Source organism: Streptomyces sp. NPDC030893 (genome assembly GCF_055571535.1).
The window spans coordinates 196,097-209,045 of the sequence record NZ_JBVIFC010000008.1 but is presented as its reverse complement, the minus strand read 5'-3'; the positions used below and the strand labels follow the sequence as shown (position 1 = coordinate 209,045).

6 protein-coding genes are annotated in these 12,949 nt (G+C 74.7%); 3 read left to right on the top strand and 3 right to left on the bottom strand.

The window, feature by feature from the left end; genetic code table 11:
- Complete coding sequence (locus tag ACZ434_RS17900; protein WP_468456772.1) at positions 1-2,280, bottom strand: FdhF/YdeP family oxidoreductase; 2,280 nt, start codon at positions 2,278-2,280, stop codon at positions 1-3.
- A 183-nt stretch (positions 2,281-2,463) separates the two neighbouring features.
- Between ACZ434_RS17900 and polA the strand changes: the two genes are divergently transcribed.
- Together polA and ACZ434_RS17890 are read left to right on the top strand one after the other, a co-directional pair.
- The gene (gene polA / locus ACZ434_RS17895) at positions 2,464-5,184 is read left to right on the top strand and encodes a DNA polymerase I (protein ID WP_468456770.1); all 2,721 of its coding nucleotides are present in this window, start codon (positions 2,464-2,466) and stop codon (positions 5,182-5,184) included.
- A gap of 1,368 nt (positions 5,185-6,552) precedes the next feature.
- Positions 6,553-6,978 (top strand): hypothetical protein, encoded by a 426-nt coding sequence (locus tag ACZ434_RS17890; protein WP_468456768.1) that lies wholly within the window; start codon positions 6,553-6,555, stop codon positions 6,976-6,978.
- Here ACZ434_RS17890 and ACZ434_RS17885 read toward each other — a convergent pair.
- Positions 6,893-7,792: a DUF4184 family protein gene (locus tag ACZ434_RS17885; protein WP_468456766.1), complete on the bottom strand. Its 900-nt coding sequence runs from the start codon at positions 7,790-7,792 to the stop codon at positions 6,893-6,895. The genes ACZ434_RS17890 and ACZ434_RS17885 overlap by 86 nt on opposite strands.
- Positions 7,793-8,077: 285 nt before the next feature.
- Between ACZ434_RS17885 and ACZ434_RS17880 the strand changes: the two genes are divergently transcribed.
- Positions 8,078-9,835, top strand: a complete 1,758-nt coding sequence (locus ACZ434_RS17880) for a lytic transglycosylase domain-containing protein (RefSeq protein WP_468456763.1) — start codon at positions 8,078-8,080, stop codon at positions 9,833-9,835.
- A 19-nt stretch (positions 9,836-9,854) separates the two neighbouring features.
- Here ACZ434_RS17880 and ACZ434_RS17875 read toward each other — a convergent pair whose 3' ends face one another.
- The gene (locus ACZ434_RS17875) at positions 9,855-12,947 is read right to left on the bottom strand and encodes an ATP-dependent helicase C-terminal domain-containing protein (protein WP_468456761.1); all 3,093 of its coding nucleotides are present in this window, start codon (positions 12,945-12,947) and stop codon (positions 9,855-9,857) included.
- Positions 12,948-12,949: the final 2 nt, after the last annotated feature.

Genomic DNA, 12,949 nt, shown 5'->3' with positions numbered 1-12,949 from the left:
TCAGTCGGTCGCCGATTGTTCCAGACGCACCACGACCGACTTGCTGGCCGGGGTGTTGCTGGTGTCCGCGGTGGCGTCCAGCGGCACCAGGACGTTCGTCTCCGGGTAGTACGCCGCCGCACAGCCCCGCGCGGTCGGGTAGTGCACGACACGGAAACCGGGCGCCCTGCGCTCCACGCCGTCCTTCCACTCGCCGACCAGGTCGACGTAACTGCCGTCCACGAGCCGCAGCTCCCGCGCGTCCTCCGGATTCACCAGCACCACCCGGCGGCCGTTCCTGATCCCCCGGTAGCGGTCGTCCAGGCCGTAGATCGTGGTGTTGTACTGGTCGTGCGAGCGCAGGGTCTGCAACAGCAGCCGGCCCTCGGGCAGTTCGGGGTACTCCACCGGCGCGGCGGTGAAGTTGGCCTTGCCGGTCGCGGTGGGGAAGCGGCGTTCGTCGCGCGGGGCGTGCGGCAGCGCGAAGCCCCCCGGGCGTGCCACACGCGTGTTGAAGTCCTCGAAGCCGGGGATCACCCGCGCGATGCGGTCCCGGATCGCCGCGTAGTCCTTCTCGAACTCCTCCCACGGCACCGTGCTGCGCTCGCCGAGGACGCGGCGGGCCAGCCGGCACACGATGGCCGGCTCGGACAGCAGCTGCCCGCTTGCCGGTTCCAGCCGGCCGCGCGAGGCGTGCACCATGCCCATCGAGTCCTCGACGGTGACGAACTGCTCGCCGCCGTCCTGCACATCCCGCTCGGTGCGGCCCAGCGTCGGCAGGATCAGCGCCCGCGCGCCCGTGACGGTGTGCGAGCGGTTCAGCTTGGTCGACACGTGCACCGTCAGCCGGGCCCGGCGCATCGCCGCCTCGGTGACCTCCGTGTCGGGGGAGGCGGAGACGAAGTTGCCGCCCATGGCGAAGAACACCTTCGCCTTTCCGTCGCGCAGCGCGCGGATGGCCCGTACGACGTCGTAACCGTGCTCGCGCGGCGGCGCGAAGCCGAACTCCTTCTCCAGGGCGTCCAGGAACGCCGGCGCCGGCCGCTCGAAGATGCCCATCGTGCGGTCGCCCTGCACGTTGGAGTGGCCGCGCACCGGGCACACCCCCGCGCCGGGGCGGCCGATGTTGCCGCGCAGCAGCAGGAAGTTGACGATCTCGCGGATCATGGGCACCGAGTGCTTGTGCTGGGTGAGACCCATCGCCCAGCACACGATGACGCGCTCCGACTCCAGGACCATCCGCAGGCACCGCTCGATGTCCCCGCGCGTGAGCCCCGTCGCGGTGAGCGTGCCGTCCCAGTCGGCGGCGCGCGCGGCCTCGGCGAACTCCTCGTAGCCGTGTGTGTGTTCGCGCACGAACTCCTCGTCCACCGCGCCCGGCGTGTCGAGGATCAGCTTGTTGAGGAGGCGGAAGAGGGCCTGGTCGCCGCCGAGACGGATCTGCAGGAACAGGTCGGTCAGGGCGGCGCCCGTGGCGAGCCCCTTGGCGGTCTGCGGGTTCTTGAACCGCTCCAGGCCCGCCTCGGGCAGCGGGTTCACACTGACGATCCGCGCGCCGTTCGCCTTGGCCTTCTCCAGGGCCGACAGCATGCGCGGGTGGTTGGTGCCGGGGTTCTGCCCGGCGACGATGATCAGATCCGCCCGGTGGAGGTCCTCCAGCAGCACGCTGCCCTTGCCGACGCCGATCGTCTCCGACAGGGCCGAGCCGGACGACTCGTGGCACATGTTGGAGCAGTCCGGCAGATTGTTGGTGCCGAGCTCCCGCGCGAACAGCTGGTAGAGGAACGCCGCCTCGTTGCTGGTGCGCCCCGAGGTGTAGAAGACGGCCTCGTCGGGGGAGGAGAGGGCGCCGATCTCCTCGCCGACGATGTCGAACGCCCGCTCCCAGGTCACCGGCTCGTAGCGGTCACCGCCCTCGGGGAGGTACATGGGGTGCGTCAGCCGGCCCTGCTGCCCCAGCCAGTAGCCGCTGCGTCCGGCCAGCTCCGTCACCGGGTGCGCGGCGAAGAACTCCGGGGTGACCCGGCGCAGGGTGGCCTCCTCGGCCACGGCCTTCGCGCCGTTCTCGCAGAACTCCGCCTTGTGCCGGTGCTCCGGCTCCGGCCAGGCGCAGCCCGGGCAGTCGAAGCCGTCCTTCTGGTTCACGTTGAGCAGCGTCAGCGCCGTACGCTTCACGCCCATCTGCTGCTGGGCCATGCGCAGGGTGTGACCGATCGCGGGGAGCCCGGCAGCGGCCCGCTTCGGCCCGGCGACCTGCGGCGCGTCCTGAACCGGATCACCCTGGGGCGGCTTCGTTGCCATCGCGCACTCCTGTTCACGCACACGTGTGAGGTGGATCTCCGATCCTCCCATCCCGTACAGCCCGCCCGGCGTTCGGGGACAAGGCCCGTTCGGGCCCGGGAAGGGAAGAGGCGGAGGGGACGGATCCGTACCGCCGCACACGGGCGGAACCGACTGTCAGTGCCACGTGGCAGGATCGGGTACGTGGCAGAGACAGCATCGAAGAAGACCGACCAGACCCCCGGCGGCCCCCGCCTGATGCTCATGGACGGGCACTCACTCGCGTACCGCGCGTTCTTCGCGCTGCCCGCTGAGAACTTCACCACCGCGACGGGCCAGCCGACCAACGCCATCTACGGCTTCGCGTCGATGCTGGCCAACACGCTCCGTGACGAGGCGCCCACGCACTTCGCCGTCGCCTTCGACGTCTCCCGCAAGACGTGGCGCTCGGAGGAGTTCACCGAGTACAAGGCGAACCGCTCCAAGACCCCCGACGAGTTCAAGGGCCAGGTCGAGCTGATCGGCGAACTGCTCGACGCGATGAACGCGCAGCGCTTCGCCGTCGAGGGCTACGAGGCCGACGACATCATCGCCACCCTCGCCACCCAGGCGGAGGCCGAGGGCTTCGAGGTGCTGATCGTCACCGGCGACCGTGACTCCTTCCAGCTGGTCTCCGAGCACACCACCGTGCTGTATCCGACGAAGGGCGTCTCCGAGCTGACCCGGTTCACCCCGGAGAAGGTCTTCGAGAAGTACGGCCTGACGCCCGCCCAGTACCCGGACTTCGCCGCACTGCGCGGCGACCCGTCCGACAACCTGCCCGGCATCCCCGGCGTCGGCGAGAAGACCGCCGCGAAGTGGATCAACCAGTTCGGTTCCTTCGCCGACCTGGTCGAGCGCGTCGACGAGGTCAAGGGCAAGGCCGGGCAGAACCTGCGCGACCACCTGGAGTCCGTCAAGCTCAACCGCAGGCTCACCGAGCTGGAGCGCCGGGTCGAGCTGCCCAGGGCCGTCCCCGACCTGGAGCGCGCCGCCTACGACCGCAAGGCCGTGGCGGTCGTCCTGGACACCCTGGAGATCAGGAACCCCTCGCTGCGCGAGCGCCTGTTCGCCGTCGACCCGGGCGCGGAGGAGGCGGAGACCACCCCGGTCGTCACGGAGGGCGTGGAGCTGGACGGCACGGTGCTGGGCCCCGGCGAGCTGACCGGCTGGCTCACCGAGCACGGCACCGGCCCCCTCGGAGTCGCGACGGTCGGCACCTGGGCGCTCGGCACCGGCTCGGTCGCCGAGATCGCGCTGGCCACGGCCGGCGGACCAGCCGCCTGGTTCGACCCGTCCGAGCTGGACGAGACCGACGAGCGGGCGTTCACCGCCTGGCTCGCCGACGCGGAGCGTCCCAAGGTGTTCCACAACGCCAAGGGCGCGATGCGCGTCTTCGCCGAGCACGGCTGGAGCATCGAGGGCGTCACCATGGACACCGCGCTCGCCGCGTACCTGGTGAAGCCGGGCCGCCGCTCCTTCGACCTGGACGCGCTGTCCCTGGAGTATCTGCACCGCGAGCTGGCCCCCGCCGCCGCGCCCGACGGCCAGCTGGCCTTCGGTGCGGACGACGGCGCCCAGGCCGAGGCACTGATGGTGCAGGCCCGCGCCGTCCTCGACCTGGGCGAGGCCTTCGAGGGCCGCCTGGCGGAGGTGGGCGCCGCGGATCTGCTCCGCGACATGGAACTGCCCACGTCGGCCCTGCTGGCCCGCATGGAGCGGCATGGCATCGCGGCCGACCGGGAGCACCTGCAGGCCATGGAGCAGATGTTCGCCGGCGCCGTGCAGCAGGCGGTGAAGGAGGCCCACGCGGCGGCGGGGCACGAGTTCAATCTGGGCTCGCCCAAGCAGCTCCAGGAGGTTCTCTTCGGCGAGCTGGCGCTGCCGAAGACGAAGAAGACGAAGACCGGCTACACGACCGACGCCGACGCGCTGGCCTGGCTGGCGGGCCAGACGGACAACGAACTGCCGGTGATCATGCTCCGCCACCGTGAGCAGGCGAAGCTGCGCGTCACCGTCGAGGGCCTGATCAAGACGATCGCCGCGGACGGCCGTATCCACACCACGTTCAACCAGACCGTCGCCGCGACGGGCCGCCTGTCCTCGACGGACCCCAACCTCCAGAACATCCCGGTCCGCACGGACGAGGGCCGCGCGATCCGCCGCGGCTTCGTCGTCGGCGAGGGCTTCGAGTCGCTCCTCACCGCCGACTACAGCCAGATCGAACTGCGCGTGATGGCCCACCTCTCCGAGGACGCCGGCCTGATCGAGGCGTTCACCTCGGGCGAGGACCTGCACACCACGGCGGCCGCGCAGGTGTTCTCGGTCGAGCAGTCCGCGGTGGACGCGGAGATGCGCCGCAAGATCAAGGCGATGTCGTACGGCCTGGCGTACGGACTGTCGGCGTTCGGCCTCTCCCAGCAGCTGAACATCGAGGCGGCGGAGGCCCGCGCCCTGATGGACGCGTACTTCGAGCGGTTCGGCGGCGTACGGGACTATCTGCGCCGGGTCGTCGACGAGGCGCGGGCGACGGGCTACACGGCGACGCTGTTCGGCCGCCGCCGCTACCTGCCCGACCTCAACAGCGACAACCGCCAGCGCCGCGAGGCGGCCGAGCGCATGGCGCTGAACGCGCCGATCCAGGGCACGGCGGCGGACATCGTCAAGATCGCCATGCTGAACGTGGACCGCGCGCTGCGCGAGGCGGACCTGCGCTCCCGCATGCTCCTCCAGGTCCACGACGAAATCGTCCTGGAGCTCGCCCCCGGCGAGCGCGCGACGGTGGAGGACCTGGTCCGCCGCGAGATGGCATCCGCCGTCCAGCTCCGGGTCCCCCTGGGCGTCTCGCTGGGCGCGGGCCCCGACTGGGAGTCGGCAGCCCACTGACCCCGCCGCGACGGCGGGCCCGCAGGGCGGTGCCCCGGCCGGGGCACCGCCCTGCGGGCCCTGACGCCGGCCCGAGGCGCGCCGTGCCCGCCGCATCGGCGGGCAACCGCCACCGTGCGGCCTGCGCCGGCGGACCGGGGCGGCGCCGCTGCCACGGCATCACCGGGCCCGGCCCTGCCCATCGCGACGACGCCGCCCCGGTCCGCCGGCGCGGCCCAGCGGTGCACCACCGTTCCGGCGGCCCGTCGGGGGCCTCCACCTGCCGGTGGCCCGCCGGGTCAGTTGCCCGGGCCCTGCCGCGGCGCCGCGCTCGGCCGCGCTTCGCCCGCCGCGCCCACGAGCGCGTGCGGAGGAGCCGTACGAGGTCCCCGCTCGGCGCTCCACCTGCCGGCGGCACGCCGGGGCGGCTGCCCGGGCCCGCACCGTGCGGCCTGCGCCGGTGCGGACCGGGCGGCGCCGCTGCCACGGCATCACCGGGCCCGGCCCTGGCCACCGCGACGACGCCGCTCCGGTCCGCCGGCGCGGCCCAGCGGTGTACCACCGTTCCGGCGGCCCGTCGGGGGCCTGCACCTGCCGGTGGCACGCCGGGGCGGCTGCCCGGGCCCTGCCGCGGCGCCGCGCTCGGCCGCGCTTCGCCCGCCGCGCCGACGAGCGCGTGCGAAGGAGCCGTACGAGGTCCCCGCTCGGCGCTCCACCTGCCGGCGGCACGCCGGGGCGGCTGCCCGGGCCCGCACCGTGCGGCCTGCGCCGGTGCGGACCGGGCGGCGCCGCTGCCACGGCATCACCGGGCCCGGACCTGGCCACCGCGACGACGCCGCTCCGGTCCGCCGGCGCGGCCCAGCGGTGTACCACCGTTCCGGCGGCCCGTCGGGGGCCTGCACCTGCCGGTGGCACGCCGGGGCGGCTGCCCGGGCCCTGCCGCGGCGCCGCGCTCGGCCGCGCTTCGCCCGCCGCGCCCACGAGCGCGCGCGAAGGAGCCGTACGAGGTCCCCGCTCGGCTCAGCCCGGGAGGTGCTGATGCCGGCACCGACGGAGCGGCCCTTTCCTCGGTGCTTCGGGAGGGACCTGCGCTCCCGTCGACGCAGTGGCCGCTCCCCGCATCTCCGCAGAGACGCGCGCCGCCGTCCCCGCAGCGACCTCCCTCAGCGTCCTGGCGTGCAGCCGCCGTGCCGCCGGCCCCCGGAGGGGCCCGGCGGGCACGCCATGTGGTGAAAGGGAGAGTGCCGTCGCTGTTGCGGGGGTCCCTCAGCGCGCCCGGAGGGACGCGTGGCGCGCGGGCGCCGTTCGCCGCCGGCGCCCGGAAGGGGGTTCACTCGCGTGGACCCCGCGGGCACGCCGTGGGGCGGGTTGGCGGACAGGATGCGTCGCATGGGTATACGCATGCTTCACCGCAGAGCGGCACCCCCGCGGGCCGACGCCGACGGACCCACTCTCAAGGCGTTTCCGCCGGTTCCGGTCTTCGCGGCCGCCGCAAGTACCGCCCGCATCCCCACCACCCTCGCGACCGCGCTGCGCCACGCCACCGCGGAGCTCGGCCGCCGCATCACCGACGGCCGCCGAAGAGGCGACCGCACCCCCACCGGCGGGCAGCCGCCCTGGCGGCTGTGGGCCGAGCTGGCCCGTGCCTATCTCACCCTCGTGGTGAGCCTGCTGCCCCGGCCCCGCCCCGTCCGCACCGTCACCGTGTTCGTCGCGGCGAGCGAGACCCTCAGCGTGCGGCCGTACGGTCGCTCCGCCGCGTGCCGGAGCCTTCCGAGTCCGCCGTGGCCGGGGTGGCCGGACGCCACGCCCTGACGGCCAGCGCGTACAACGGCAGCGCGAGGACCAGCCCCGCGCCCGCGCCGAAGCACACCGTCGGGATCAGTTCCCAGGGCTTCGCGGTCGAACCCCAGTAGGCCCACCACCGCGAAGCCCGCTGCACCGCCCCCACCACCGCACACCCGCCGAGCAGCGCGACGGCCGCCCACCGGTCGGCGGCGGAGAGGACCGCCACCCCCACCGGCCCGTCCGCCACCGCCCCCGCCGTTCCAGCCGCCCCCGCGGCCCCCGGCGCCATCCGGCGCAGCGCCCGGGCCACGAACAGCGCGATCACCACCGCGGCCACCGCCGAACCGCCGTACTGCAGATACCAGTACAACGGCGACCCCGCGATCTCCTCGCCCAGCACGGGAAACACCCGCATCCCCCACCGGTCGAGGTGCGTGAACGCGTCCCACACCACGTGCGTCGACGCCCCCAGCACCGCCGAGACGTACCAGCGCGCCACCAGCGACGGCCGGATCCGCGCCCGCGGCGCCCCGCAGCGCACCAGCGCCGCCACCCGCCCCTGCCGCGATCGCGGCAACAGCGCCACCAGCGGCTCGCGCAGCAGCAGCCACAACCCCACCAGCGCCCAGGCGATGAGCACATCGACGGTGAACACACCCCCGAAGGCGTGGGTCACATCGCCGAACTCCATCGCGCCCGACAGGACACTCGCCGCGTAGTAGGTCATGTCGGGAGCGAACGTGCCCGCGATCAGCACCGAGGGGACCAGGGCGGCCCGGCCGCTCCCATCGGTGCGTACGGCCGGCAGAACCGCCACCGCGTGGCTCAACGTGAACGGCAACTCGACTCCTCGCGGCAGGCATTGACCGGGCCGCCGGGGCCCGTGCATCGAAAGGCATCAGTATGCGCGACGTCCCGTCCCGGCCCCGCCGCACCCGCAATGTGGCCAATCGGTGAATACCGGTCATGAACGGGTGTGCGCGCAAAGGAAGTTGTCGTAGGGTCGCGAGGGTCGTCGTGCCGGAGGACCGCGCAGGGCAACCGGCGGGCGGGGACGGACGTCACAACAGGGCGGACACAGCACACGTCGACGGGCGCCACAGCGCCCACGGGAGGGGTTCACTCTATGGCGGCGCATTTCGGCAGGAGGCTGCGCAAGGGAGCCGCGACCACCGCCGTGGCCGCGGCAGCGGTGGCAGCCCTGTCCGCGTCCCAGGCCCCGGGCGTCACGGTCGACGGCCAGGGCAGACAGACCGCCTCCGACGCCACGCCCTCGCCCGAGGCGACCGCCGACGGCGGCAGCGCGACCGGCAACTCCCCGTACTACACGGACCTGCCGCCCCTCAACAGCCCCAACCCCTCCCCGGGCACCGGCACCGGCGCCGTCGACCCGTCGGAGGCCGAGGCAGGCATACCCGCGACCGTCCTCGACGCCTACAAGAAGGCCGAGGCGGCGCTGCGCGAGAAGAAGCCCGGCTGCAACCTGCCCTGGCAACTCCTCGCCGCCATCGGCAAGGTGGAGTCCGGCCAGGCACGCGGCGGACGCGTCGACGCCGACGGCACCACCCTCTCGCCCATCCTCGGCCCCCAGCTCGACGGCAACGGCTTCGCCCTCATCAAGGACACCGACGACGGCGCCTACGACGGCAACAGCACCTACGACCAGGCCGTCGGCCCCATGCAGTTCATCCCCTCCACCTGGGAGTGGGCGGGCCGAGACGGCAACGGCGACGGCCGCGAGGACCCCAACAACATCTACGACGCCGCCCTCTCCGCCGGCCACTACCTGTGCCGCTTCGGCTGGGACCTCTCCGACCGGGGAGACCTCAGGAAGGCGATCCTCAGCTACAACAACTCGACGGACTATCTGAACACCGTCCTGTCGTGGCTGGAGTACTACCGGAAGGGCACCCACGAGATCCCGGACGGCTCCGGCGCGCTGCCCGGCGACCGCAGCGACGCCGGCACGACGGTACGGCCCTCCCCGTCGACGTCCCCGTCGACCCCGGCCACCCCGCCGGCGCCCAAGCCCACCCCCAGGCCGACTCCCGCGCCGGACAAGCCGGGCGGTTCCGCTCCGAGCCCCAAACCGACCGACCCCGGCAGCGGCAGCCCCACCACTCCGCCGCCCACCCCCACTCCTCCGACCCCCACCGACACGGTGGACCACCTGGAGGACGCGAGCCCCGCGACGCTCACCGCGATGGCGGGCGACACCTTCGGCAAGCGGATCAGCGCCCGCGCGGAGACCGACGCCGGCAAGGCGGTGGCCAAGGTGCGGATCCGCTTCACCATCCACGGCGACACCGACACCACGTTCGCCGGCGGCGAGAGCGTGGCCACCGTGGTCACCAACGCGTCGGGCGTCGCCGTGGCACCCGCGCTCCGGGCCGGCGAGAAGACCGGCGCGTTCGCCGTCCGCGCGGTCGTCGTGGGCCGCGACATCCCGGGCGTCGCCTACAAGGCGACGGTCACCGAACGCGCGGCCGACACCCTCGTCCGCACCCGTGAGACGGCACTGACGTGCACCCCGGGCGGCGAGTTCGCCGAGCAGATCGAGCTGAAGGCCACCCACGACGGTGCCGCCGCCGACAGGGTCGCCGCCACCGCCACGCTCGTCACCTCCGCCGACGACCCGGCCGAGAACGACGAGGGCCCCTACTTCAAGGACGCCGACGGCAGGGCGGTCCGCACGCTGAAGCGTCTCGAGACCGACGCGGACGGCCTGCTGAAACTGCCGCGGCTGTACGCGGACGACACCACCGGCACGTTCCTGCTCCGCGTCACCACCGTGGGCGGAGCGACCCTCACGGTCGAACTGACCGTGGCGGCGGCAGAGACGGAGAGCCCGTCCCCGGAGCCGTCGGCGAGCCCCACCGCCTGACGGCCCGCCAAGCGACGGCTCACCGCCGCGGCCGCGCGTTGGTGTGCCGGGTCGGCTCGGCGGCGGCCGGGTCCTCGGGCCACGGGTGTCTGGGATAGCGCCCGCGCAGTTCGGCCCGTACGGCCCGGTAGCCGTCCCGCCAGAAGGAGGCGAGGTCGGCCGTCACGGCGGCAGGACGCCCGGCCGGGGACAGCAGGTGCACCAGCAGCGGCACCCCGGCCACCCGGGGCGACTCCTGGAGTCCGAACATCTCCTGGAGCTTCACGGCCAGCACCGGGCGGTCCGGGTCGGAGTAGTCGACCCGGACCGCGGACCCACTCGGCACGGTGATCCGCTCGGGCGCGAGCTCGTCGAGCCGCGCGGCCTGGCCGGAAGCCCAGGGCAGCAGCCGCCCGAGCGCCTGCCCGGCGTCGATCCGCGCGAGGTCGGCCCGCCGCCGGGCCCGGCTCAGCTCCGGCTCCAGCCACTCCTCCACACGCGCGTGGAGCGCCGCGTCGGACACATCGGGCCAGGGCTCGCCCAGCCGGCCGTGCAGAAAGGCCAGCCGCTGCCGCAGTACGGCCGTCCCGGCAGACCACCGCAACAGCCCGAACCCCTCCCGCCGCAGCCCGTCCAGCAGCGCGGCCCGTACGAGCGAGGCGCCGGCGCCGGTGTGCGGCCGTACGGCCAGTTCCACCGCCCCGAGCCGCTCGACCTCCCGCGCGACGACGTCCCCGTCGGCCCAGTGCACCTCCTCGCGGCGCTCCAGCAGCGCGCCGGCCGCGTACCGCGCGATCGCCTCGTCGACGACCGCCCCGAGCCCCACACGCGCGTGCCCCCTCCCCACGGGCCGGTCGGCCACGGCCACGGCGACCCACTCGGCCCCCCGCACCCCGGACCCGGCCCCCACCTCGGCCCGGGTCCCGCCCACCATCAGATACGACCCGCCCTCCGCGCGCCCCACCCGCTCGGGAAACGCGAGCGCCACGACCATCCCGACCCGCCGTTCCTCCCCACCACCGAAACCGGCAGCACCAGCGGCACGGACGCTCCCGGCGGCGCTGGATTCACGGGCTGCACGGGCTCCCCGAGCCGCACCGGCCGCACGGACGGCACCAGCGCCATGAGCGGAACCGGCGCCGACCGCCCCCACCGCACGGACGCTCTCGACCTCCCCGGCTGCACCGGCCCCACCGGAGCCACGGCCGGCACCGGAGTCGCGGGCCGCAGCGGCGGCATTGGCGCTCATCAGTCCAGTGGCCTGACCGGCGGCTGCATCGGCCCCATCGGGCCCGCCGGAGTCACGGCCGGCACCGGAGCCACGGGCCGCACTGGCGCTCACCAGCCCACTGGCCCCACCGGCGGCTGCACCGGGCCCACCGGAGTCACGGCCAGCACCGGAGCCGTCGGCCGCACGGGCGTGGCCGGCGGCATCAGCGCCACCGGCGACACCGGCGTCGACCCCACTGACCCCACCGGCGGCTGCACCGGGCCCACCAGAGCCACGCCCGGCACCGGAGCCGCCGACTGCACCGGCTTGATCGGCGGCATCAGCGCCACCGGCGCCACCGGCGACACCGGCGTCGACCCCACCGGCCCCACCGGCCCCACCGGCGGAGCCACCGGTGTTCTCGGTCATGAGACTCCGCAGGCGGCGCGCCTCCGTGCGCCACCGCGCGGCGTACGCGTCGCCGCCGCGCCGCGCGGTGCGCAGGGCGGCGGACAGATCGTCCCCGTAGTCGCGCGGCGGCTCCTCACCGATCAGCGCGACCACCTCGGCGGCGAGGCCCGGACCCACCACCGGCGCTGCGTCCAGCAGGGCCCGCCCCAGCCGGGGATGCAGCCCCAGGCGCGACAGCCGCGCACCCCGCGCCGTGGCACGGCCATCAGGGCCCACCGCGCCGATCGCCGCCAGCGTGGACCGGGCCGCCGCCATCGCCCCCGCCGGCGGGGAGTCCAGCAGCGCCAGCCCCGAGGCGTCCGGATCGCCCCAGCAGGCCGCCTGGAGCGCGAACGCCGTCAGGTCGGCCACCTTGATCTCGGGGGAGGGGAACCGCGGCAGCCGCGCGTCCTCCGCCTCCGCCCAGCAGCGGTACACCGCACCCGGCGCCTCACGCCCGGCCCGCCCCGCCCGCTGCAAGCCCGCCGCGCGGGAGGCCCGTACCGTCGTCAGCGCGCTCAGCCCCCGCGCGTGATCGACCCGCGGCTCGCGGGCGAGACCCGAGTCCACCACCACCCGCACCCCGGGAACCGTCAGCGAGGACTCCGCCACCGCCGTCGCCAGCACCACCCGCCGCCGCTCCCCGGGCGACAGCACCGCGTCCTGAACGGCGGCCGGTGCCCGCCCGTGCACCTGGAGGACCTCGACACCGCCGAGGTCGCCCAGCAGCCCCGCCACCCGCGCGATCTCGCCCACCCCGGGCAGGAACGCCAGCACGTCACCCTCCCGCTCGGCCAGCGCCCGCCGCACCACCGACGCCACATGCGCCAGCAGCGCCGGATCGACCCGCATCCCGTGCGGCGGCCGCACCGCACGCGCGGGAGGCGCCCAGACGACCTCCACCGGGTACGCGGCACCGCGCGCCTCGACCACCGGCGCACCGCCCAGCAGCCGCGCCCAGCCCTCCGCGTCCGTCGTCGCCGACGCGGCCACCAGCCGCAGCTCCGGGCGGAGCGTCTCGCGCACGTCCCACAGGAACGCCGCCGCCGTGTCCGCGTCCAGATGCCGCTCGTGACACTCGTCCAGCACCACCACGTCCACCCCGGACAGCTCCTGGTCGCGCTGCAGGCGCTGCAGGAGCACACCGGTCGTGACGACCTCCACGCGCGTGCGCCGCCCCACCGCCCGCTCCCCGCGCACGGTGAACCCGACCGACTCGCCGACGCGCTCACCCAGCAGCCACGCCATCCGCCGTGCCGCCGCGCGGGCGGCGATCCGCCGCGGCTCGGCGACCAGCACCCGCCGCGCGGGCCCCGCCCCGAGCAGCCCCGCCAGCGCCGGCGGCACCAGCGTCGTCTTCCCGGTACCGGGCGGCGCCACCAGCACCGCCGTGCCGTGCGCGTCCAGCGCGCCGGTCAGCCCGGGCAGGGCGGCACGTACCGGAAGGGCGTCCAGGGCGTCGTAACGGATCACGC